The 20,332-nt window shown below is 59.2% G+C and carries 27 protein-coding genes, 2 tRNA genes and 1 riboswitch; of the genes, 12 read left to right on the forward strand and 17 right to left on the reverse strand.

The annotated features are described in order from the left end of the window. Nucleotides 1-25 precede the first annotated feature (25 nt). The 15 genes from V7Z56_RS10105 to V7Z56_RS10170 form a co-directional block, all read right to left on the reverse strand. Nucleotides 26-226, reverse strand: a complete 201-nt coding sequence (locus tag V7Z56_RS10105) for a hypothetical protein (protein WP_334129302.1) — start codon at nt 224-226, stop codon at nt 26-28. A 10-nt stretch (nt 227-236) separates the two neighbouring features. Beyond that, on the reverse strand, nt 237-1,121 hold the full coding sequence (gene ccoP, locus V7Z56_RS10110; RefSeq protein ID WP_334129303.1) for a cytochrome-c oxidase, cbb3-type subunit III: 885 nt from the start codon (nt 1,119-1,121) through the stop codon (nt 237-239). Further along, a complete protein-coding gene (locus V7Z56_RS10115; RefSeq protein ID WP_334129304.1) occupies nt 1,112-1,282 on the reverse strand; it encodes a cbb3-type cytochrome c oxidase subunit 3 in 171 nt (56 codons plus the stop codon). Before V7Z56_RS10115 ends, ccoP begins: the two co-directional genes overlap by 10 nt. Further along, nucleotides 1,279-2,019, reverse strand: a complete 741-nt coding sequence (gene ccoO, locus V7Z56_RS10120) for a cytochrome-c oxidase, cbb3-type subunit II (RefSeq protein ID WP_334129305.1) — start codon at nt 2,017-2,019, stop codon at nt 1,279-1,281. Before ccoO ends, V7Z56_RS10115 begins: the two co-directional genes overlap by 4 nt. A gap of 5 nt (nt 2,020-2,024) precedes the next feature. Further along, nucleotides 2,025-3,683 carry a cytochrome-c oxidase, cbb3-type subunit I gene (gene ccoN, locus V7Z56_RS10125; RefSeq protein ID WP_443023777.1) on the reverse strand — a complete coding sequence of 553 codons (1,659 nt, stop codon included), beginning with the start codon at nt 3,681-3,683 and terminating at the stop codon, nt 2,025-2,027. Between the two features lie 136 nt (nt 3,684-3,819). Further along, a complete protein-coding gene (locus V7Z56_RS15675) occupies nt 3,820-4,119 on the reverse strand; it encodes a DUF6522 family protein (protein WP_443023778.1) in 300 nt (99 codons plus the stop codon). A gap of 41 nt (nt 4,120-4,160) precedes the next feature. Next, nucleotides 4,161-4,583, reverse strand: a complete 423-nt coding sequence (locus V7Z56_RS10130) for an RrF2 family transcriptional regulator (RefSeq protein WP_334129307.1) — start codon at nt 4,581-4,583, stop codon at nt 4,161-4,163. A gap of 69 nt (nt 4,584-4,652) precedes the next feature. Continuing rightward, on the reverse strand, nt 4,653-5,324 hold the full coding sequence (gene ric, locus V7Z56_RS10135; RefSeq protein WP_334129308.1) for an iron-sulfur cluster repair di-iron protein: 672 nt from the start codon (nt 5,322-5,324) through the stop codon (nt 4,653-4,655). A gap of 244 nt (nt 5,325-5,568) precedes the next feature. Continuing rightward, nucleotides 5,569-5,997 carry a DUF6306 domain-containing protein gene (locus V7Z56_RS10140; protein ID WP_334129309.1) on the reverse strand — a complete coding sequence of 143 codons (429 nt, stop codon included), beginning with the start codon at nt 5,995-5,997 and terminating at the stop codon, nt 5,569-5,571. A 152-nt stretch (nt 5,998-6,149) separates the two neighbouring features. Further along, a tRNA-Arg gene (locus tag V7Z56_RS10145) sits at nt 6,150-6,226 on the reverse strand. Nucleotides 6,227-6,250: 24 nt separating this feature from the next. Beyond that, entirely contained in the window at nt 6,251-6,553 is a 303-nt protein-coding gene (locus V7Z56_RS10150; protein WP_334129310.1) for an ETC complex I subunit, read from the reverse strand. Between the two features lie 7 nt (nt 6,554-6,560). Next, nucleotides 6,561-7,133: a PA14 domain-containing protein gene (locus tag V7Z56_RS10155; RefSeq protein ID WP_334129311.1), complete on the reverse strand. Its 573-nt coding sequence runs from the start codon at nt 7,131-7,133 to the stop codon at nt 6,561-6,563. A 143-nt stretch (nt 7,134-7,276) separates the two neighbouring features. Then, a tRNA-Pro gene (locus V7Z56_RS10160) sits at nt 7,277-7,353 on the reverse strand. Between the two features lie 72 nt (nt 7,354-7,425). Further along, entirely contained in the window at nt 7,426-7,857 is a 432-nt protein-coding gene (locus V7Z56_RS10165) for a PaaI family thioesterase (protein ID WP_334129312.1), read from the reverse strand. Nucleotides 7,858-7,870: 13 nt separating this feature from the next. After that, nucleotides 7,871-8,347 carry a DUF192 domain-containing protein gene (locus V7Z56_RS10170; RefSeq protein WP_334129314.1) on the reverse strand — a complete coding sequence of 159 codons (477 nt, stop codon included), beginning with the start codon at nt 8,345-8,347 and terminating at the stop codon, nt 7,871-7,873. Between the two features lie 51 nt (nt 8,348-8,398). Further along, nucleotides 8,399-8,502: riboswitch (TPP riboswitch) on the forward strand. On the opposite strand from V7Z56_RS10170, the gene V7Z56_RS10175 reads away from it, so the two are divergent. From V7Z56_RS10175 to V7Z56_RS10185, 3 genes are all read left to right on the forward strand, one after another. After that, nucleotides 8,496-9,299 carry an ABC transporter ATP-binding protein gene (locus V7Z56_RS10175; RefSeq protein WP_334129315.1) on the forward strand — a complete coding sequence of 268 codons (804 nt, stop codon included), beginning with the start codon at nt 8,496-8,498 and terminating at the stop codon, nt 9,297-9,299. (Overlaps the previous riboswitch by 7 nt.) Nucleotides 9,300-9,301: 2 nt before the next feature. Next, complete coding sequence (locus V7Z56_RS10180; protein ID WP_334129316.1) at nt 9,302-10,114, forward strand: ABC transporter permease; 813 nt, start codon at nt 9,302-9,304, stop codon at nt 10,112-10,114. Then, nucleotides 10,115-11,059: an ABC transporter substrate-binding protein gene (locus V7Z56_RS10185; RefSeq protein ID WP_334129317.1), complete on the forward strand. Its 945-nt coding sequence runs from the start codon at nt 10,115-10,117 to the stop codon at nt 11,057-11,059. Between the two features lie 39 nt (nt 11,060-11,098). Here the strand turns inward: V7Z56_RS10185 and V7Z56_RS10190 are convergent, their stop codons facing one another. After that, a complete protein-coding gene (locus V7Z56_RS10190; RefSeq protein WP_334129318.1) occupies nt 11,099-11,668 on the reverse strand; it encodes a cold-shock protein in 570 nt (189 codons plus the stop codon). Nucleotides 11,669-11,967: 299 nt separating this feature from the next. Here V7Z56_RS10190 and V7Z56_RS10195 point away from each other — a divergent pair, with 299 nt between their 5' ends. From V7Z56_RS10195 to V7Z56_RS10235, 9 genes are read left to right on the forward strand one after another with little or no spacing between them, the layout of a single operon-like run. Further along, complete coding sequence (locus V7Z56_RS10195; protein WP_334129319.1) at nt 11,968-12,453, forward strand: Na+/H+ antiporter subunit E; 486 nt, start codon at nt 11,968-11,970, stop codon at nt 12,451-12,453. Beyond that, nucleotides 12,450-12,740, forward strand: coding sequence for a monovalent cation/H+ antiporter complex subunit F (locus V7Z56_RS10200; RefSeq protein WP_334129320.1), 291 nt, complete (start codon nt 12,450-12,452; stop codon nt 12,738-12,740). The genes V7Z56_RS10195 and V7Z56_RS10200 overlap by 4 nt, the downstream gene beginning before the upstream one ends. After that, entirely contained in the window at nt 12,733-13,080 is a 348-nt protein-coding gene (mnhG, locus tag V7Z56_RS10205) for a monovalent cation/H(+) antiporter subunit G (protein ID WP_334129321.1), read from the forward strand. The genes V7Z56_RS10200 and mnhG overlap by 8 nt, the downstream gene beginning before the upstream one ends. A 38-nt stretch (nt 13,081-13,118) precedes the next feature. After that, nucleotides 13,119-14,201 (forward strand): Na(+)/H(+) antiporter subunit B, encoded by a 1,083-nt coding sequence (locus tag V7Z56_RS10210; protein WP_443023791.1) that lies wholly within the window; start codon nt 13,119-13,121, stop codon nt 14,199-14,201. Continuing rightward, entirely contained in the window at nt 14,198-14,563 is a 366-nt protein-coding gene (locus V7Z56_RS10215; RefSeq protein WP_334129322.1) for a cation:proton antiporter subunit C, read from the forward strand. The genes V7Z56_RS10210 and V7Z56_RS10215 overlap by 4 nt, the downstream gene beginning before the upstream one ends. Nucleotide 14,564: 1 nt before the next feature. Then, nucleotides 14,565-16,061: a monovalent cation/H+ antiporter subunit D family protein gene (locus tag V7Z56_RS10220; RefSeq protein WP_334129323.1), complete on the forward strand. Its 1,497-nt coding sequence runs from the start codon at nt 14,565-14,567 to the stop codon at nt 16,059-16,061. Between the two features lie 3 nt (nt 16,062-16,064). Further along, nucleotides 16,065-17,570 carry a proton-conducting transporter transmembrane domain-containing protein gene (locus V7Z56_RS10225; RefSeq protein WP_334129324.1) on the forward strand — a complete coding sequence of 502 codons (1,506 nt, stop codon included), beginning with the start codon at nt 16,065-16,067 and terminating at the stop codon, nt 17,568-17,570. An 11-nt stretch (nt 17,571-17,581) separates the two neighbouring features. Further along, nucleotides 17,582-17,854, forward strand: a complete 273-nt coding sequence (locus V7Z56_RS10230) for a hypothetical protein (RefSeq protein WP_334129325.1) — start codon at nt 17,582-17,584, stop codon at nt 17,852-17,854. Then, on the forward strand, nt 17,847-19,547 hold the full coding sequence (locus tag V7Z56_RS10235) for a Na(+)/H(+) antiporter subunit D (RefSeq protein ID WP_334129326.1): 1,701 nt from the start codon (nt 17,847-17,849) through the stop codon (nt 19,545-19,547). Before V7Z56_RS10230 ends, V7Z56_RS10235 begins: the two co-directional genes overlap by 8 nt. Nucleotides 19,548-19,556: 9 nt before the next feature. On the opposite strand, the gene V7Z56_RS10240 is transcribed toward V7Z56_RS10235, so the two are convergent. Continuing rightward, on the reverse strand, nt 19,557-20,159 hold the full coding sequence (locus V7Z56_RS10240; protein WP_334129327.1) for a hypothetical protein: 603 nt from the start codon (nt 20,157-20,159) through the stop codon (nt 19,557-19,559). Between the last annotated feature and the right edge of the window lie 173 nt (nt 20,160-20,332).

Here is a 20,332-nt window from a genome sequence, read left to right on the forward strand (position 1 = left end):
TGTCCCAACTTTCGCGGGGGCATACTCAGCAGCCGGATTTCACCGGCCGATAGATTTTGTCCGTTGTCTCGACATCGGATTTTGCAAGCACACAGGCGGGATCAGAGGTCGTCGCGACATAGACGAGATGCGCATTCGCCCCCAGAACGATCGCGAGCCCGATCAGGATGCCCCCAATGATGAGGGCGCGCCTGCCGACCTTCTTTTTAAGCGAAACTGCGTGCAAACCCGGCTCCTTACTCTGCCTTGATATTGGCGAGATCCATCAGATACAGCGTCAGGATTTTGCGGTCGACCGTCGGCAAGCGCCCCTGCCAGGCCGGCATATATCCCTTGTGGCCGTTCCAGACGGTATTGAACACCCCGTCCCGGCCGCCGCCGTAGATCCAGTAATTGTCCGTCAGATCCGGCGCCCCGACGTCGATATTCCCCTTGGCGTTCTCGCCGTGACAGGAGGCGCAGTTGTCCATGAAAATCGTCGCGCCCGAAGTCGGATCCTCGCTCACGGCCGCCGCCCGGGCGGTTCCGTCGGAGAGGGAGAGGACATAATCCGTAACCGCAAGGATCTCATCGCGCGAGAGCATCTGGTCGCGGCCGAAGGCCATCATCTCGCTCAGGCGCGACTCCTCATGATCCGAATTCACGCCGACGCGAATGGTCTCGAAGATGGCGTCGGGCGTCCCGCCCCAGAGCCAGCTTGTCCCCGTCAGAGCGGGAAATCCCGGTCCACCCTTGCCCATGTTGCCATGGCAGACCGAACAGTTGTCCCGGAACAGCCGACCGCCGTTATCGCTGACGATCTGCATCAGGGCAGGATCGTTCTGGATATCCGCATAGTCGAGTTCAAGAATTCTGTCGGTCCAGACCGAGCGATCGATAATCGCCTTCTCGACGAGCCGGTCAACCCGCTGATGCTGGTCCGTCCCAAGCAGCCCCTTGGTATAGGTGACGCCGAGCGGCCAGGCCGGGAAAAGAAGCCAGTAAATCACGGAGAACAGGAATGTGGCGATCAGAAAGAACCAGACCGGCTTCGGAACTTTCGTATTCAGCTCCTTGATGCCGTTCCAGTCATGCCCGGTCGTCATATGACCTGTGTATTTATCCCGCTCATTCATTGCCATGGCCGGTCCTCATTTTCGAGAATACTGTTCTTCGCGCGCTCGAACGGCTTTCTGTTGCCCGGCCAGAAGCTGTAGACCAGCACAACGATGCTGAGGCCGATCAGGTAAAACAGGCCGTAGGATTTTGCGAACGCAACCAATGTTTCATGTTCGATATTCATTCCGAATCCTCCATTTTCAGGACCGGGTTCTGATGCGCCACATCGGTAAGCCGGCCGAGGATCTGCAGATAGGCGATCAGCGCATCAAGCTCGGTAACTTTCGTCGGGTCGCCGTCGAACGTGCGCACGTTGGTCGTCTCGCCGTAACGCTCAAGCACGCCGTCCGCCGCATCGGTGTCCGGCATCGCCTGCCCATAGGCGTCCATTATCGCATTCTCGACCATCTCATCGGTATAAGGAACGCCGAGCTTCTGCTGCGTGCGCAGGTGCAGCGCGAGATCCCTGCGCTTCAGCTCGTTCTTGGCGAGCCAGCTATACTGCGGCATGATCGATTCCGGCACCACGTCGCGCGGATTGTTCATATGCACCACATGCCAATGATCGGAATATTTGCCGCCGATGCGGGCGAGGTCCGGTCCGGTCCGTTTCGATCCCCATAGCATCGGATGATCATACTGTGATTCCGCGGCGAGAGAATAAGGCCCGTAGCGCTCCACCTCGTCCCGCAGCGAGCGGATCATCTGCGAGTGACAGGCATAGCAGCCCTCCCGCATGTAGATGTCGCGCCCGGCCAGTTCGAGCGGCGTGTAGACGCGCATGTCCGGCGCCGCCTCCACGGTCTCGTCGATCGTGAAAAGCGGGGCGATTTCAACGAAGCCGCCGATACTCGCCACGATGACAACCGCAATCGCAAAGCGGATGGAATTACGTTCCAATCGGTAATGAAAATTAAACATTACGTTTATTCTCCTGCCTTGATTTCTTGACTGGACACAATGCCGAGATCAGGAGTTTCAAACCCGGCGGCCACCGCCTGCTGCCTTGCCATCCGGATCGTCATCCAGATGTTGTAGCATCCAACAACCGCCCCGATCAGGAAGAACAGGCCGCCAATGGCGCGGGCAATATAATAGGGATGCATTTCGACCATTGACTCAATGAAAGAGTAGGCCAGCGTGCCGGTCTCATTATAGGTCCGCCACATCAGCCCCTGGATGATCCCGGAGTTCCACATCGCGAAGACGTAGATCAGCGTTCCGGCCAGCGCGAGCCAGAAATGCAGCTCAACCAGCTTGCCCGAATACATGCTCTTCTGCTTCCAGAGCCAGGGAACAAGCGCGTAGATCGCCCCGAAGGTGATCAGCGCCACCCAGCCGAGCGCTCCGGCATGCACATGGCCGACCGTCCAGTCCGTATAATGCGACAGCGCGTTGACCGGGCGGATTGCCATGAACGAGCCCTCGAAGGTCGTCAGGCCATAGAAGACCGCCGCGACCATCATGAAGCGCAGCGTCGCATCGTCACGCACCCTGTGCCAGGCGCCGTTCAGCGTGAGCAACGCGTTACCCGCCGCCGCCCAGGACGGCACCAGCAGCATCACAGAGAAGGTCACGCCGAGCGTCTGCACCCAGGTCGGCAGCGCCGTGTAATGCAGGTGATGCGATCCCGCCCACATATAGAAGAAGGTAATCCCCCAGAAGCCGATGATCGACAGGCGGTAGGAATAGATCGGCCGCCCCGCCCGCTTTGGCAGGAAGTAGTAGAGCATGCCGAGGAAGCCCGCCGTCAGGAAGAAGGCGACGGCGTTATGCCCGTACCACCATTCGGTCATCGCATCCTGCACGCCGGAGAAGAGCGAGTAGCTCTTGGCATGCAGCAGGGAAATCGGGATGGCGAGGCCGTTGACGATATGCAGCATGGCAACAACGAGAATGAAGGCCATGTAGTACCAGTTGGCGACATAGATATGCGGCTCGTTACGACGCGCGAGCACGCGCAAGTACATGATAAAATAGGTCACCCAGACAATGACAAGCCAGATGTCCGCATACCATTCCGGCTCGGCATACTCCTTGGACTGCGTCACGCCGATAAAGAAGCCCGTCACCGAGATGATGCAGAACAGGTTGTAGCCGAACAGCACGAACCACGGGGACACCTGACCGGGCAGCCGCGCGCGGCTCGTTCGCTGCACCACGTGATAGGATGTCGCAATCAGGCCGTTGCCGCCAAATCCGAAGATGACCGCGGTTGTATGAACAGGACGAAGCCGGCCGAAACTTGCCCAGGCCTCATTAAATGTCATTTCAGGGTACGCCAGCAGCCACGCCACCCAGTCGCCGATAAACATGCCGAAAACGGCCCATATCATCGCGATGACAATGCCGACCTTGGTTGGGTCGTCATAATATTGCTGTAGCGATTTGCCGTCCGGCTCTGGCTCGAAATAGCCGGACAGAACGACGAACATCAGCCCGACCGAGAAGATCAATGTTATCAGGCCGTGCAAGCTAAAGGCTTTATCTGCGCCGGCAACTGTCATAAACAATCCGACAAGGCCCATTATTAGAAGTATCAGTAATGCTAATCTACGTTCCCGGATTGTCAGTTGCGCAACCATTCAGTTCACCTCTATCGAATTAGAGAATATGTTCCGCTCATATTGTCGGAAAACTTCATCGAAATAATAGCTCGTCAGCCACAGCGATCGCGAGGAACATGCCATTCGATGATGTGTAAGACACTGCGTCATACTGTCACGTTCGGGGCCGGGGGCGCGGCGCTTTGCGGACAGGGACCGTTCCAACAATGGTGGAACTCTGCACGATATGACCCTCCCTATCGACGACCAATCGGTACTGGCAGGTGTCGGAAAAGAAGGTTAGTCGCAGACGCCCTTCATCCTCTTCGACACCACGTTCAAAAAGACATGTGACCCTCCCTGCGCGCATATCTTCCTGCAGATGGGCAACATCCCTTTTCAGTCCCTTGGCGACAATCGCAGCTTCTATTTCTATATCGCCAGCACCAGTCGACATTTTAACAACTTCCCGCATTTAGCCAACCATTTTTGTCGCATCGACGGCATGCGCTTGCCTCATGTTTCGCGCGTTTCCGCCCCCGAATAGACGCACTCGGCGATTGTTGTTTCGTCAAGCGCGGCAAAAAACGCATTCTGCGCCTCATAAAACTTGCCTTTCAGACGGCACGCGGGCGTCAGCAGGCATTTGCCGCCGTTCGCAGCGAAACATTCGACCAGCGCATGCTGCCGTTCCAGGTAGCGCACGACCTCGCCGAGCGTGATGGACTCTGGCGGGCGGGCGAAGGCAATACCGCCGCCCGCCCCCTGTCTCGTCTGCACGAACCCGCCGCGCACCAGATCCTGCACCACCTTGGTCAGATGGTGATATGAGATCTGGAACTCGCGGGCGATTTCCCCTGTGGTCAGGGTTCCCTCCGGCTCACCCGCGAGCCGCATCATCACCCGAAGTCCATAGTCCGTAAAAGCGGCAAGTCGCATCGCATATCCCAACCGTCAGCAAACCCGTTATCCCGGCCGATCCGCCGATCCCGCGTCTGCCGGCCGCCCTCACCTCGCCTCAAAGCGCGGGAAGAGAATATTGTTCTCGATATGAATATGTTCGACGAGATCATCGGCAAGCTTGGCGAGCCCCGAATAGAGGGCCTGCCAGGATCGGCACGCGTCCTCCGGCAGTGTAAAATCGTTGGTCAGGCCTTTCAAGCGCTCCAGAAAGAGGGCGTGATCATTATGGTCGTGGCGCATTTGCGAGATGGGCGCATCGAGCACGGTATCCGCCCAGCGCATCGCCGGGAACAGGATCAGCTCCTCCTTCTTCATATGCACCTCGAGCTCGCCCTCCATCTGGCGGAGCACGTCGGCAAGACCGGCCGGCGCGCGCGGGTGGTCCTTATGGACCGCCTCGACTTTCCGCGACAGCTGGATCAGCTCCGCGATCTCGCGCCGATGCGTCTCGTGATAGCGCGTCTGGATATATTCGGTGAGCTCGCCCGAGGACAGCATTGCCGGCGTCGGCAGGTCATCGGCTTTGAGCGTGCTCAGCGCCTGCTCGATCATGAACACATCGATCCCGCGATCCGCCGCCGCCTCGTCCAGCGAAACGTCGCCGTGGCAGCAGAAATCGATATTGAAATTTTTGAAAATAGCGGCCGCGCCAGGAAGAGAGGCGGCAATTTCGCCGACTGTCCCCGTGTATTTTGCCTTGGTAGGTTGCAGTGTCATCATGGATCTCCGTCATATGTCGTATCGCACCGAATTATCGAAAGAATGCACCCGCGTGGACGCCCAATCGACAGGCCCGGCTTTGACCCTGCACTTAAAATTACCGCCCGGCCCCTTAACTGGTATCAGCAATACCAGTTATAAATTTTTTAATTGGTATTGTAAATACCATTTTAAATCGGCGAGATTTTTTATGCGCAGGTTTTGCGGCCAAACCAGCGTCGGAAGGATCGGGTGTGTAGGGTCAGGAGGCGGAGTTAAGCGCCGCCGCGCGCGCGATATTCACCTCATGAACATCGAGCATATCGCGAAGATCCGCCGCAAGCGCGGCATCGTCGAGCCGTGGCAGCACGCCTGCGATTTTCCGCACGACCCACGACTGGCCGCGGTCCAGCAGATCAAGCTTGGCGTCGAATGTCTCAAGCGCCATGAGCTTGTCATGAAAATCGCCCGTCTTTGAACTCGGCTGACCCTTGAGACGGAGAATATGCTCGCGCAGCATGACGCAGAAGCGCCCCTCATCGACGGCAATTTCGCGGAGCGCATCGGCGCTTGCGCTGTCGCCTGCCTGCTTGCTGAGCGTCGTCACGGCGCGGGCGCCCGCCCGCTCGGCTTCCAGCAAGACATTCAACAAGGCGACGAGTTCATCTTTGGGCATCTTGTCGGTCGTCATCGGCTTCGTCCTTGGGGGAGAGAAGATTAACTCTAGTCCCTATTCAAACGCGATATCAAGCCGAAACCCGGGCCGCGACATTCAACCGCACGCCCCCGCCCGCGCCGGCGCAAAAAAATGGCCCGCCGCGAACGCGACAGGCCATCGATGTCTGGCGACCCCGGCACGACTCGAACGTGCGACCTATTGATTAGAAGTCAATTGCTCTATCCAGCTGAGCTACGGGGCCGTTCATGTCGGGGCGGCGCTGCCCTTACCCGCGCACGCGGGAGTATGAAAAATTATCGGCGTAGGCCTTGAGATGCAGCCGCGGCGGCTTCGGCTCATACACCGTGTAATCGATATTATTCGCTTCGCAATAGGCGATGGCGCTCTCTTTGTCGTCGAATTCGAGGCGGACCTGCGCTTTTGTGTCGCGCGATCCCGTCCATCCCATCAGCGGTTCGATATAGCGCTCGCTTGCCGGCGCGTATTCGAGGCACCAGGCTTTCGTGTTGCGGCGTCCCTGCTGCATGGCGTTGCGCGCCGGCTGGAAAATTCTCGCTTTCACTTTCATGCTTCAATTACTCTCTCAAATGGCTGAAAGCTTCGGCCGGGACAAAATCCATATCGCCGTAACCCGGCGCTTCCCAGTAAAGCTCCAATGTCGAGGTGTTTCTCTTCTCGAAATAAAGGACGTGGATCGGATACCAGCCCGGCTCTGAAATCTCAACAATTATTTCGTCCGAGAAGCGGTCGGCATGCACGTCCGGATCCTCGAAAATCATCTGTCCGCCGATCGTAACGCGCACGCCGTCATTGGAATGGACAAGAAATACATAGCGGCCAGGCTCCTTCATATGGATGAACCCGTTGATGTCCGCGCCCACCATATCGTCGCTGTTGGAGGTGAGAACATTTTCCATTCCGACGCTGTAATTCAGCATCGGAAGCGGCGGCCCCGCCTTCCCCTCCATATATTTCATATGTCCTTCGAGCTCGCGCAGACTGTTCACCAGCACGCCGTAGTAATCAACCGCGAGACCCGGCGCAAGGGCCGCGGCATCCGGCTGCGGATCCGCCGGCTTCAGATTGCTGAAGGGCGATGCAATTGCCAATCCGGGCATTGCGAAGGCCACCGTCAGAACAACCGCCATGCGGCGCACATATCGAAACAATCTCCCCGGAACCTGAAAACGCATAGACACCCCCCAAAGCTGTTTTCAGCATTATATTAGGGAGTTTTTACGCCCGGGCAATCGAAAGCGCAGTATTGCGGGCTAATTTTAAGGGGGAAGAATGGTCGGGGCGGCAAGATTCGAACTTGCGACCTCTCGCTCCCAAAGCGAGCGCACTACCAGGCTGTGCTACGCCCCGACGGCATGGCGATGATCTATACCATGATGCCCGGACCCGCAAGCCGGAAATCGGTCGTCCGCAGAATATCCGTCAGCTTCTCGCGCGGACGAAATGAAAGATCCCGTCGCATTTGAAAATCATCTTGCCGCGCGCCACCAGCCCGCCCTGAACGAAGGCGATGGTTTTCGTCGTGCGAAGAACATCGAAATGCCCCTCGATCCAGTCGCCCTCGAAGGCCGAGGAAAGAAACTCCGAGTTCATCTTGAGGGTGACGCACCGGCGGCCCGTCTCGTGAACGACGGTCGCCGCCATGGCCCCGTCGGCGAATGTCATCAGCATCCCGCCATGAGTGAAGTTGGTCGCGTTCAGATGAATCCTGGCGACGCGAAAGCCGCGGATCATTTTATTGTCGGCGGTGATCTTCTGGTAATAGGGCCCGGTATGCGCAGCAAAGGATGAACTTCCATCATTTCGGACAAATCCGTCCGGAATGGAAAAGACTCCGGTATCTTGTTTGTTCATTATTATCCCGGCATTACTGATTGCGAAAAAGACGGTGGATCATAATATCCCCTACCCGGATGTCAAATTCTTCAGAGAACCCTCCGTTCACTTCCAGCACCGCATGGACCGCGCCATAGTAGGTAATATGCTCGAGCGAATGGGGTTCGGCATTCTTTTTGATGTAGAGAATTTTTCCCGCTTCATCGGCAAAGAGCATATCGAGCGGGATCTCGGTATTCTTCATCCACATGCTGACCGGGCTCTGCGATGCGAAATGAAACAGCATCCCCTGCAGCGGCGGAAGATAGCTGCGGTGCATCAACCCGTAGCTCCGCGCGGCCGGATCATCGGCGAGTTCGATCTGCAGCTCGATCTGCTGTTTCTCGCCTCGGATGACAAGCGGCTCCAGCTCGCCCGCCGCCGCGATGCGCATATCGACGGCAAGGAGCAGCAGCCAGCTCGCAAGAATAAGAAAAATGCGTCCTTTTCCTACAGCACGCAACGGCATCTTCAGAAATATCCTTTGCCCCGCAAGGTTAAGCCCTTATAGTACACCCCAAGCACCCTCGGGGGGAGCCGGTACGGCTGAGAGGTTCCATCGCTGGAACGACCCCGACACCTGATCAGGTTAATACCTGCGTAGGAACGAGAGATCAATGGACCGTGACTATTCAGCCCGCTTTCTAGATGCGGAGGCCGGCGCGGCAACTCCCGCAAATGCAATCGCGCCCCCTGTCGGCGTAAGGCTTCAGCTCGACGCGCTTCGCTATGACGACGACGTGCTGCTGCGTGACCTCGACCTCACCCTCCGGCCGGGGCGCATCACCTGCCTGCTCGGCCCGAGCGGGGTCGGCAAGACCAGCCTTCTCAAAATCATCGCGGGGCTGCTGCCGCTTCCGGCGGCAAGTTCTCTCGCGGCAAGTGACGGGCGGCCGCTCACGGGCCGCATCGCCTATATGGATCAGCAGGATCTCCTTCTCCCCTGGGCGAGCGTGCATGACAATCTCCTGATCGGGGCGCGGCTTCGCGGCGACGCACCGGACCGTACCCGCGCTGATCGCCTGCTCGACAAGGTCGGCCTTGCGAAATGGCGAGATGCCCGTCCCGATACCCTTTCCGGCGGGATGCGCCAGCGCCTTGCCCTCGCCCGCACGCTGATGGAGGATGCGGCGGTTGTCCTGATGGATGAACCCTTTTCCGCGCTCGATGCCATCACGAAATTCCATCTGCAGGCCCTTGCCGCGGGGATGCTGGAGGGGCGCACCGTTCTCCTGATTACCCACGACCCGCTGGAAGCACTGCGGCTCGGCCACGACATCTATGTGCTCGCGGGGCACCCCGCGCGGCTCTCAAGGGCGCTCCGTCCAGAAGGCGTGCCGCCGCGCGATCCGGCGACCGACGCGCTGAAGCATCATTATTCGGCAATCATGGCCTCCCTTGCCGCGCGAGGAGAGGACTGATTATGCGTCTTCTTCGCCCTGTTATTACCCTTGCCGGGCTGATCGGTCTCTGGGCGCTGGTTACCGCCGCGTTTGATCTGCCAAAATTTATCCTGCCCTCCCCGCTGATTGTCAGCGAGGCACTTGTCACCCACGCCACCCTGATTGCCGGGAACGCGCTGACGACGGGACTTGAAATCATCGCCGGGCTGCTGCTTGGGATTCTCTTCGGGATGATGTCGGCGCTGCTGATTTCGGCATGGCAGCCGGTTCGCCGCTGGGTGTTCCCGCTGCTGATTGCGAGCCAGGCTGTTCCCGTCTTCGCCATCGCCCCGCTGCTGGTGCTTTGGCTCGGCTACGGGATGGCGCCAAAAATTGTCATGAGCCTGCTGATCATCTATTTCCCCGTGACGGTTGGTTTTCTGGATGGCCTGAACCGCACCGATCCGGCATGGCTGAACCTCGCGGCGCTGTTACAGCAATCGGGGCCGAGGGTGCGGCTGGCCAATATCGTCCGGCTCTATCGCTATATCAAAATCCCCTTCGCGCTGCCCTCGCTCGCCTCCGGCATTCGCGTCGCGACCGCCGTCGCGCCCATCGGCGCGGTCGTTGGCGAGTGGGTCGGCGCCTCCTCCGGCCTCGGTTACCTGATGCTGCACGCCAATGCCCGGATCCAGACGGACCTGATGTTCGCGAGCCTGCTGGTCCTGACCGCCATGGCGCTGACGCTCTACTATCTCGTCGATTTCATCCTCCGCCGCGCGCTGCCCTGGCTTGGCGAGGAAAGAGCCGGCCCGCGCGCGCACCCCTATCCTTCGCAAGCAACGGAGTTCTAAATGCAACGTGTTCTCTTATCCGTTATCCTTTCCCTCAGCCTGCTCGGCGGCGCGGCGCGCGCAACGGCAGCCGACAAGCTGACTGTCCTTCTCGACTGGTTCGTCAATCCTGATCATGCGACGCTGATCATCGCCGGGGAGAAGGGGTTTTTCGAGGCGCAAGGGCTCGACGTCGAGCTGATCGCGCCGGCTGATCCCAATGATCCGCCGAAGCTGGTTGCCGCCGGGAAAGCCGATCTCGCCATCACCTACCAGCCGCAGCTGCATATGCAGGTTGGCGAAGGGCTGCCGCTGAAGCGCGTCGCGACGCTGATTGCAACGCCGCTCAACAGCGTGGTCGTGCTGCGGGACGGGCCGGTTAAATCACTCGCGGATCTGAAGGGCCGCAAGATCGGCTATTCGATCGGCGGGTTTGAGACCGCGCTCCTGAAACGGATGCTGGAGCCGCACGGCGTTACGCTCGATGAACTGACGCTGATCAATGTGAATTTCTCCCTCTCGCCGAGCCTGCTCGCCGGCCAGGTCGATGCGGTCATCGGCGCGTTTCGCAATTTCGAGCTGAACCAGCTGGATATCGAAGGATCGCCCGGGCGGGCATTTTTCCCCGAGGAAGAGGGTGTTCCGGCATATGACGAACTGATTCTCGTCGCCAACAGCGCCAATCTTGAGGATGCGCGCCTCCCCCGCTTTATCGAGGCGCTGGAGCAAGCGGCGCACTATCTCGTCAACCATCCGGAAGAAAGCTGGGAGCTTTTTATCCGCAATCACAAGGACCTCGATGACGAGCTTAACCGGCGCGCCTTCGCCGCGACGCTGCCGCGCTTCGCGCTTCGCCCGGCAGCGCTCGATAGCGGGCGGTACGAACGTTTTGCCGCCTTTCTGCTCCAGCAGGGGCTGATCCGGGAGGCAAAACCCGCAAGTGACTACGCTGTCGTTATCAGGTAACGACCATTCGTTATAAAAAACAAAGGAGCGTCCGGCACATCAGGCCGGGCGTTCAATCTCTGCAACCTGCGGACCCTTGGCGCTGTCGCCGATACGGACCCTTAACCGCTGTCCGGCCTGAATGGGCAGGATGCCTTCGCGGCGCAGGGTTTCCATATGCACGAAAATATCCTGCGTCCCGTCGCCGCGTGTCAGAAAGCCGTACCCCTTTACGGGATCGAACCATTTCACTTCAACTTCGACGAAGTCACCTTGCGGCTGTACGGCAGGATGGGTCGTGACATTGTTTTTCTCCGGCACCCGCGGCGCGAACGGCACGGCGGTGGATGTATCAATGTCAAGGACCTTAATGGCCTGCAATCCCTTGGAACGCCGAACGACGACACAGGTGACACTTACTCCTTCAGCCACATACTCATGACCGGATTCGCGCAGGCAGGAAAGATGCAAAAAAATATCGCCCGGTTCGTTGACTGGCGTCAGAAAGCCAAAACCTTTGACCGTGTTGAACCATTTAACACGTCCCGTCATTTCAAAGGTTGCTTCCGGGGTCTCGTTGGATTTTGCGCTTTCCGATTTACTCCTCAATTGTTCAATTTTGGCTGTCATATATTACTCCCGAACGTGCAAGGCGTTTCCCAACGCTTTGCCAGTTCGTCAGTTTAACATAATATTACGAAAACTTTCAATATTCGAATTGGCTACTGTGCAGAGTAGCGGCCAGTATTCGCGCCCCATAAAGCGGCGTTTCGCCTGCGACGATTTTCCGCATTCGGAATTTTTCGGTTGATGCTTGCGGCATCGATCTTCCCGTGGCATATACGTGCGGACGGCTTTTGAGTCGCGGGGTTCAGGGCCCGCTCACAATCACAACAAGAACCATTCCGATAACAAGGAAGATCAGGGCGTTGATAAGAACCGTTAGTCTTTTTGCTACTCTTCTTGCCGCGTGGCTGCTGTGGTCCGGGCATTATACGCCTCTGGTAACCGGGTTTGGCGTGCTGTCCTGTCTTTTCGCCGCCTGGATCGCCCATCGCATGCGCGTGATCGACAGTGAAGCGCAGCCGTTACACCTCGGCTTTCGCATCATTCCCTACTGGTGCTGGCTTCTGGTCGAGATCTACAAGGCCAATATCGATGTCGCCAAATGCGTTCTCTTTCCCAAAGCCTACCTTCGCCCGAGCCTTTTCGCGGCCACGGCCAGCCAGAAAAGCGACCTTGGAAAGGTCATCTACGCCAATTCCATCACCCTGACACCCGGAACCGTCACGGTTGATCTTGACGGCGACCAGCTTCTCATCCATGCCCTGACCACCGGGGGCGCCGAAGGCGTTCTGGCGGGAGACATGGACCGACGCATTACGGCGATGATGGAAGGGTCCGCGCGCTCATGATTTATGCCATCGCGACCATCGCCATTCTGGTCAGCATCGCGCTTGCGCTGCTGCGCGCCATTCTCGGCCCTACCTCCTATGATCGTATTCTCGCGGCAAATGCTGTCGGCACCAAGACGGTGCTGCTGATCGGTGTCATGGGATTTCTGAGCGGCCGTCCCGATTTTCTCGACCTCGCGCTCGTCTATGCGCTGATCAACTTTATCGGCACCCTCGCCGTGCTGAAATATTTCAAATTCGGCACGCTGCGCGGCACCCTCTCCAAACCGGCGGACCGGCATGATTGATCTTGTTCTTGATATCGCGACCTGGGTACTGATGCTGGCGGGAAGCGGCCTGCTGCTAATGACCGGCATCGGCCTGCTGCGTTTTCCCGACCTTTACACCCGGATGCATGCGGGCGGCATGGCGGATACGCTCGCAACCGTCTGCATTTTTGTCGGCCTCGCGCTGCAGAGCGGTTTCAGTCTCGTCACCGCCAAACTTCTCATCATCGTCGTTTTCATTTTCTTTACCAGTCCGACAGCGGCCTACGCGCTTGCGCAGGCAAGCTATGTTGACGGCCTGAAGCCCAAGCTCGACGGTTTTGGCAACGACGATACCGCCAACCGAAACACCGACGCGTAACGCTATCTGCAAGAGGGGACGGGACGATCGCTGCCTTTATCGATATCTTTCTGATGCTGTTGCTGATCGCTGGCGCCATCACGGTGCTGCTGGTCCGCAACCTGTTTGTGGCAACCATGGTGCTCGGCATCGTCAGCTTCACCATGGCGCTGATCTTTATCAGTCTCGACGCGGTCGACGTCGCCTTCACGGAATCGGCCGTCGGCGCGGGCATAAGCACGGTGCTTTATATCGGAACACTGGCCCTTGTCGGCGCGGGAGAAAAGGGACGGCTCAAATTTGCGCCCGTGCCTTTGCTCGTCTCTGCTGCCGTCGGCGCAATTCTTATTTTCGCGAGCTTCGAGATGCCACCCGTCGGCGGCGCCGACAATCCGGTGCAGACCCACGTCGCGCCGCGATATGTTCAGGAAACTCCGACCGAAATCGGCGTGCCCAATATGGTTGCCGCGGTTCTCGCAAGCTATCGCGGCTATGATACCTTCGGCGAGGTAACGGTTATTTTCACCGCTGGTATCGCCGTCATCATGATTCTGCGCCAGCAGCGCCGCCGCCATAACGCGCGGGATGATGCGGACCTGTTCCTTCGTGACGGCCTCGGCCCCAGCATCACCGGGCTCGGGAGCGTGCAGGACATTGTTCCGAACATTATCGCCAAGCTGCTCATTCCCTTCATTCTCGTTTTCGCCCTCTACGTCCAGTTTCATGGTGATTTCGGCCCCGGGGGCGGCTTTCAGGCGGGCGTGATTTTTGCCGCCGCCTTCATCCTTTACGCGCTTGTTTTCGGTCTCGAGCGATCGCGCCAGATCGTCAGCGAAACGACCATCCTGTTTCTGATCGCGCTTGGCGTGCTGATTTACGGCGGCACCGGCGTTGCGGGCATGCTGCTGGGGGTCAATTTCCTTGACTATAACGTGCTCGCATCCGATCCGATTGCCGGGCAGCATCTTGGCATCCTGCTCGTCGAGCTTGGCGTCGGGATCACGGTGACGGCGGCGATGCTGGCGATTTTCTATGCTTTTGTCGGGCGCGTCGATCTGCTTATTGATCAGCAGCGCGCCGCGAGAGGCCGCGTCCCGCAGGATCCATCACCCGAGCCGCGAACGGAAGGGGAAAAGCAATGATCCTGGACCTGTTCAACTACTGGATTTTTGTCATCCTGCTGATGATCGGGCTCTATACGGTGATGAGCCGGACCAACCTCGTCAAAAAGATGATCGGGCTTTCGCTCTTTCAGATCGCCGTCTTTCTCTTTTATATCAGCATGGGCAAGATCACGGGCGGCACCGCGCCGATCGTCGTTACCGATGTTCCGCCCGGAACCGAGGTTATCTATTCCAACCCCCTGCCCCATGTGCTCATCCTGACGGCCATCGTCGTCGGCATCGCGACGACAGCACTCGGCCTGTCACTGGTGGTTCGCATCCGCGAAGCCTACGGCACGATTGAGGAGGACGAGATCCTCGAGATGGAGGCGAAGGACTGATATGAGTGCGTGGAGTTCCCAGTTTCCAATCCTCGTCATCATCGTGCCGCTGCTGGCGGCGCCCGTCTGCGCGGTACTCCGCGGCACGGTGTTTCCGTGGCTGCTGACGACGATCATCAGCGCCGCCAGTTTCTATCTCAGCATCGAGCTGATGCTGCAGGTGGTGGCGACCGGCCCGATTTCCTATTATCTCGGCGGCTGGCCGGCGCCGTGGGGCATCGAATATGTGGTTGATCTGCTGAGCGCCTTCATGCTGGTGCTGATCAGCGGCATCAGCACCGGCGTGCTGCTGTTCGCCCGCGAGAGCATCGCGAATGAGACCCGCCCCGTGCAGCTCGGTCTCTTCTTCGCGCTCTATCTCCTTGCCCTGACCGGCATGATGGGCATCTGCATCACGGGCGATGCGTTCAACGTCTTCGTCTTTCTCGAAATCATGTCGCTCTCCTCCTACGCGCTTATCGCCATGGGCGCGCGGAGCGATCGCCGGGCGCTCTCAGCCGCCTTCCAGTATCTCATCATCGGCACCGTCGGCGCGACCCTCTACCTGATCGGCGTCGGGCTCATCTATCTGATGACCGGCACGCTCAATATCGCCGATATGGCGGCGCGCCTTCCCGATATCGAAGCGACACGCCCGATCCTCGCGGCGGTCGCCTTTATCGTACTCGGCATCGCGATCAAGCTTGCGCTCTTTCCCTTTCACGTCTGGCTGCCGAACGGTTACACTTTTGCGCCGAGCATCGTCACCGCCTTTTTCGCCGGCACCGCGACCAAGGTCGGCGTCTACCTGTTGATCCGCTTTATTTTCACGGTATTTGGCGCTGACTACAGCTTCGCCGGTCTCGCACTCGCCGATTTCCTGATGCCGCTCGCGGTCGCGGGATTTCTCTCCATGTCAGCCGTCGCAATCTACCAGAGCAATCTCAAGCGCCTTCTCGCCTATTCGAGTGTGGCGCAGCTCGGCTATCTCGTGCTCGGCATTTCGCTGGCGAGCGAGGCGGGCCTCACGGCGACGCTTGTCCATATCTTCAACCACGCGATCATCAAGACCGGCCTCTTCCTTTCGGTCGGCTGCATGTTCTTCGTCGTCGGCTCCGCCTGGCTCAAGGATCTTGAGGGCATCGGCCGGCGCATGCCGCTGACCACCTTCGGTTTTGTGCTCGGCGGCCTCGGGCTGATCGGCATGCCGCTGACCGCCGGTTTCATCAGCAAATGGTATCTCGCCGTCGCCGCCTTCGAGCGCCATGATTTCCTTGGCTATGCGTTGGTCGGCCTGCTGATGTTCTCGAGTCTGCTTGCGGTTCTCTATATCTGGCGGGTGGTCGAGGTGGCCTATTTCCGCGATCCGCCCGAAGGCTACGTGGTGCGGGAGGCGCCGCTGTCGCTCCTCATCCCGACCTGGATCTTCATCATTGCCGGCTATTATTTCGGCGTTGAGACGAGCTTCAGCGTCGGCATTTCCCAGACCGCCGCCGCGTTCCTCATGGGGGGGATGTAAGTCATGTTTGCGCCTGAGACCCATCTCCTGCTCAGCCTTATCATTCCGCTTATCGGCGCTGTCGGGATGGCGATCTTCTCGCGCGTGCCCGATGTACGCGAAGGGGTAACGCTCACCACGGCGGCGCTTCTCTGCCTCAATGTCTTCAGCATACTGCCCCATGTCGCAAACGGCCTGTCGCCTGCCGTGACCATGCTCGAAGTCATGCCGGGCCTTGCGCTCGCCCTCACGGTGGAGCCGCTCGGGATGGTTTTCGCGCTGGTCGCCTCGAGCCTCTGGATCGTCAATTCGATCTACTCCATCGGCTATATGCGCGGCAATGACGAACCGCGGCAGACAAGCTTCTATATCTGCTTTGCGATCGCCCTCTCCTCAACAATGGGCATCGCCTTTTCGGGCAACCTGCTGACGCTCTTCATTTTCTACGAGATCCTGACGCTCTCGACCTATCCGTTGGTCGCGCACAAGAAGAACAAGGAGGCGCTTGCCGGCGCACGGACCTATCTCGGGATCCTGATCGGCACCTCGATCGGCCTCCTGCTCCCCGCCATTATCTGGACATGGATGCTGACGGGGACGACCGATTTCGTGAAGGGCGGCATTCTCGCCGGCCATGTGAGCGGCACCATCGCGGCCGTTCTTCTCTTCCTTTATATGTATGGCATCGGCAAGGCCGCGCTGATGCCGATCCATCGCTGGCTTCCGGCCGCCATGGTCGCGCCGACGCCGGTAAGCGCGCTGCTCCATGCGGTCGCGGTCGTCAAGGCGGGCGTCTTTGCCGTGCTGAAGGTCGCTGTCTATGTCTTCGGCATCGACTTTCTGGCCGAGACGGGCGCCGCGAACTGGCTCACCTGGGTCGCCGCCTACACGCTAGTTGCCGCTTCCGTCGTCGCACTCACCAAGGATAATCTGAAGGCGCGACTCGCCTATTCGACGGTGAGCCAGCTCGCCTATGTCGTCCTTGCCGCATCGCTCGCGACCTCGATGGCGGTGACCGGCGGCGCGCTGCAGATCGTCATGCACGCCTTTGGCAAGATCACCCTCTTCTTCTGCGCGGGCGCGATCTATACGGCGACCCACAAGACGGAAATCAGCGATATGCAGGGGCTGGGGCGCAAGATGCCGATCACCTTCATCGCCTTCCTGATCGGCTCCCTCAGCATCATCGGCCTGCCGCCGCTCGGCGGCAGCTGGAGCAAATATTACCTGATGATCGGTGCAGTCGATACGGACCAGCTGATCGTCCTTATTGTGCTGCTGATAAGCTCGCTTCTCAATATCGCCTATCTGATGCCAGTCGTGATCCGCGGTTTCTTCCTGCCCCCGCGGGCGGATACTGCTGCCGCGCCGCTGCCGGGACAGGAGAAGTCCGACTTCTCCTGGGAGGATATCCGCGAAGCCCCACTCTTCTGCGTGCTGCCGCCCGTACTGACGGCGGCGGGCTGTATCGCCCTTTTCTTCCTTGCCGATCCGCTGGTCAGGCTGATTGAGCCCGTTGTGACGCCATAGGGATGGAACAGATGGCAAAACCGGATGATGAAAAAACCCACTGGCTGGACAGCTCCGAGAATATCGACAGGCTTTATAAAATCCTGCTCGGTGTCGCCGGCCTTCTGGCGCTCCCGGCGCTCTATGATCTGTTCGTCACGCTGTTTTCGAAAGACGCCTCCTTCGGCATTGAAAATATTGAAAGATTTTACGGCTTCTACGGCGCGATCGGCTATGTCCTGCTGATCCTGATCGCCATTTTGCTGCGGCCGCTCCTGAAGCGGGACGAGGATTACTATGATTGAAGGTCTTAATCCCGGGATCATCGTCATTCTGGGTGCGCTACTGGTGCCGCTCAGCAGCGGCTTCCTGCGTGCCCTCGTGATGCTCGCACTGCCCATTCTCGCGCTGGTGCAGATTTATACGCTCGGGCTTGGCAGCTGGGGACATTATGAGTTTCTCGGCCTCACCCTCGAGGTGACGCGTATCGACCCCCTCGCCCGCATCTTCGGCATCGTCTTCGCCCTCGCCGGGCTGATGGGCATGATCTATTCCCTGCATGTGAAGGACACGGTGCAGCATCTGACGGCGCTGATCTATATCGGCGCGGCCATCGGCGCGGTATTCGCGGGCGACATGATCACGCTCTTCGTCTTCTGGGAGCTGACGGCCGTTGCCTCCGCCTTTCTCATTTTCGCAAGCCGGACGGAAGCCTCCTACAAGGCGGGCATGCGTTATCTCATCATCCAGGTGACGTCAGGCGTCATCCTGCTTGCCGGGATCATCCTTTACTATCGCGAGACCGGTTCCGTCGCCTTCAACCATATCGGCCTTGGCGGCATCGCGAGCGCGCTTATCCTGATCGCCTTCGGGATCAAGAGCGCGTTTCCCTTCTTCCACAACTGGGTGCAGGATGCGTATCCGAAGGCGACAGTTACCGGCACCGTCATCCTCTCCGCCTTTACGACGAAACTCGCCATCTACGCGCTCGCCCGGGCCTTTCCGGGGACGGATATCCTGATCCCGATCGGCCTTGTCATGACGATCTTCCCGATCATCTATGTGGTGCTCGAGAATGATCTGCGCAAAGTGCTCGCCTATTCGCTGAATAGCCAGCTCGGCTTCATGGTGATCGGCGTCGGCGTCGGAACGGAGCTTGCGCTGAACGGCACGGCGGCGCATGCCTTCGTGCATATTATGTACAAGAGCCTCCTCTTCATGTGTATGGGTGCAGTGCTATATCGCACCGGCACGGCGCGCGCGTCGGAGCTTGGCGGCCTCTTCCGTTCGATGCCGGTGACCGCAGTGTTCTGCATCATCGGCGCGCTTTCCATCGCGGGCTTCCCGCTGACGGGCGGCTTCGTCTCGAAAGCGATGATCCAGTCGGCCGCGCTCGATCATGGGCTTGTTGCCGTGACGCTGGTGCTGCTGGTGGTGCGCGCGGGCGTTATGGATCATGCGGGCATCAAGGTGCCCTTCTTCACCTTCTTCTCGAAAGACCGCGGCCTCCGCGTCAGGGAAGCGCCGTTCAACATGCTGCTCGCCATGGGGTTTGCCGCCTTCTTCTGCGTCGCGCTTGGCGTCTTCCCGCAGGCGATGTTCGCGCTGCTGCCCTTCGAGCCGGTCTACAACCCCTATTCCTTCGGCCATGTGCTGACGGCGTTGCAGCTCCTCGTCCTCGCGGTTGCCGCCTTCGCGCTGATGCTGCGCTATGGGCTCTATCCACGGGAGGTTGCCTCGACGATCCTCGATTTCGACTGGGTCTATCGCGTCGGGCTGAAGCGTCTCGCCTTCGCTGTCGGCCGGCTGGTCGGCGCCGTCTGGGCGTTTTTGCGGGGCGCAGGCCTGCGGCTTGTCGGCTATATCCTCTGCGCCGTGTCTCTCACGCATGGCAATGATCGCGTCATGTCGCGGACAACGGCATCGAGCACGGCGGTAACGGTTATTGTCGCGGCGCTCGGCGGCCTTGCGCTTTTCTTCTACCGCTTCCTGCAGTAGCGGAAAAGTCTAGTTCAGGACGGGCGTTCGTGAGGTGATTCGCCGCTTCGGCATCCAGCGGGTGACGGAGCGGCCGTCCGCCGTAAAGCGGACTTCCTGCTTGGCGTTCGGCGCCGCGTCGAGATCGGACCGGCCCAACCCGTCTATGCCGCGCGCGAGCCGCTGCGTCTCCCCCGTCACGACCGGAACGCCCTTGCTGTAGGCGGAGGCCATATCGGCCTGCGTGATTTCAGAATTGCGCCCGCGCGCAATCGCGGTGCGGAGCGCCGTATCCTTCTCAAGCACGATATCAAGCTCGACTTTGCCGAAATCGCGAAATGCATTGTAGAAGGAGACAAGAAACGCCTCGACCTCGGCCGAGGGTTTGAGCGGGCGGCTGATTTTCACGCCGCTTTCGAGCGCGAGATAAATATCGGGTTCCATCGGCCCGGCAACGGTTGCAAGAAAGGTTGCCGGCATCAGCTTGCGCTGCCGGTTTCCGGCGGCATAGAGCGCCTGGGCCAGATAGAGAAGCCGGATGGCATGCGCCGGCGCGTCAATCGGGCCGGATGGCCAGTCCCGCGCTTTCAGCCAGGCGAGAATATCATAGGTGGATCTTGCAGCAGGGCGCATGGGACAATGCCTCATCTGTTATAAGCCCCGTCAGGGTAACCGGGAATGGTTAATCAGCGTTTAACGGCGCAAAAGGCGGCGCGTCGCGCCTGCGCTGCCTGTCGCGATGGTTGCAACGCCTCGCCTTAAACACGCGCTTTGATAACCCGCTTGCTCTACCCGTCATAATTGGA

Source organism: Sneathiella sp. (assembly GCF_036844445.1).
In the GTDB taxonomy this organism is placed as follows: domain Bacteria; phylum Pseudomonadota; class Alphaproteobacteria; order Sneathiellales; family Sneathiellaceae; genus Sneathiella.

Excerpts from the sequence above, each read along its gene's own strand:
- V7Z56_RS10140 (WP_334129309.1), bottom strand. The coding sequence starts at position 5,997 with ATGACGACCGACAAGATGCCCAAAGATGAACTCGTCGCCTTGTTGAAT.
- V7Z56_RS15675 (WP_443023778.1), bottom strand. The coding sequence starts at position 4,119 with ATGCGGGAAGTTGTTAAAATGTCGACTGGTGCTGGCGATATAGAAATA.
- V7Z56_RS10150 (WP_334129310.1), bottom strand. The coding sequence starts at position 6,553 with ATGAAAGTGAAAGCGAGAATTTTCCAGCCGGCGCGCAACGCCATGCAG.
- V7Z56_RS10190 (WP_334129318.1), bottom strand. The coding sequence starts at position 11,668 with ATGACAGCCAAAATTGAACAATTGAGGAGTAAATCGGAAAGCGCAAAA.
- V7Z56_RS10165 (WP_334129312.1), bottom strand. The coding sequence starts at position 7,857 with ATGAACAAACAAGATACCGGAGTCTTTTCCATTCCGGACGGATTTGTC.
- ric (WP_334129308.1), bottom strand. The coding sequence starts at position 5,324 with ATGACACTGCAACCTACCAAGGCAAAATACACGGGGACAGTCGGCGAA.
- V7Z56_RS10155 (WP_334129311.1), bottom strand. The coding sequence starts at position 7,133 with ATGGCGGTTGTTCTGACGGTGGCCTTCGCAATGCCCGGATTGGCAATT.
- V7Z56_RS10185 (WP_334129317.1), top strand. The coding sequence starts at position 10,115 with ATGCAACGTGTTCTCTTATCCGTTATCCTTTCCCTCAGCCTGCTCGGC.
- V7Z56_RS10230 (WP_334129325.1), top strand. The coding sequence starts at position 17,582 with ATGGCAAAACCGGATGATGAAAAAACCCACTGGCTGGACAGCTCCGAG.
- V7Z56_RS10200 (WP_334129320.1), top strand. The coding sequence starts at position 12,450 with ATGATTTATGCCATCGCGACCATCGCCATTCTGGTCAGCATCGCGCTT.
- ccoO (WP_334129305.1), bottom strand. The coding sequence starts at position 2,019 with ATGTTTAATTTTCATTACCGATTGGAACGTAATTCCATCCGCTTTGCG.
- V7Z56_RS10235 (WP_334129326.1), top strand. The coding sequence starts at position 17,847 with ATGATTGAAGGTCTTAATCCCGGGATCATCGTCATTCTGGGTGCGCTA.
- V7Z56_RS10130 (WP_334129307.1), bottom strand. The coding sequence starts at position 4,583 with ATGCGACTTGCCGCTTTTACGGACTATGGACTTCGGGTGATGATGCGG.
- V7Z56_RS10220 (WP_334129323.1), top strand. The coding sequence starts at position 14,565 with ATGAGTGCGTGGAGTTCCCAGTTTCCAATCCTCGTCATCATCGTGCCG.
- V7Z56_RS10175 (WP_334129315.1), top strand. The coding sequence starts at position 8,496 with ATGGACCGTGACTATTCAGCCCGCTTTCTAGATGCGGAGGCCGGCGCG.
- ccoP (WP_334129303.1), bottom strand. The coding sequence starts at position 1,121 with ATGGCAATGAATGAGCGGGATAAATACACAGGTCATATGACGACCGGG.
- ccoN (WP_443023777.1), bottom strand. The coding sequence starts at position 3,683 with ATGGTTGCGCAACTGACAATCCGGGAACGTAGATTAGCATTACTGATA.
- V7Z56_RS10225 (WP_334129324.1), top strand. The coding sequence starts at position 16,065 with ATGTTTGCGCCTGAGACCCATCTCCTGCTCAGCCTTATCATTCCGCTT.
- V7Z56_RS10180 (WP_334129316.1), top strand. The coding sequence starts at position 9,302 with ATGCGTCTTCTTCGCCCTGTTATTACCCTTGCCGGGCTGATCGGTCTC.
- V7Z56_RS10170 (WP_334129314.1), bottom strand. The coding sequence starts at position 8,347 with ATGCCGTTGCGTGCTGTAGGAAAAGGACGCATTTTTCTTATTCTTGCG.
- V7Z56_RS10215 (WP_334129322.1), top strand. The coding sequence starts at position 14,198 with ATGATCCTGGACCTGTTCAACTACTGGATTTTTGTCATCCTGCTGATG.
- V7Z56_RS10115 (WP_334129304.1), bottom strand. The coding sequence starts at position 1,282 with ATGAATATCGAACATGAAACATTGGTTGCGTTCGCAAAATCCTACGGC.
- mnhG (WP_334129321.1), top strand. The coding sequence starts at position 12,733 with ATGATTGATCTTGTTCTTGATATCGCGACCTGGGTACTGATGCTGGCG.
- V7Z56_RS10240 (WP_334129327.1), bottom strand. The coding sequence starts at position 20,159 with ATGCGCCCTGCTGCAAGATCCACCTATGATATTCTCGCCTGGCTGAAA.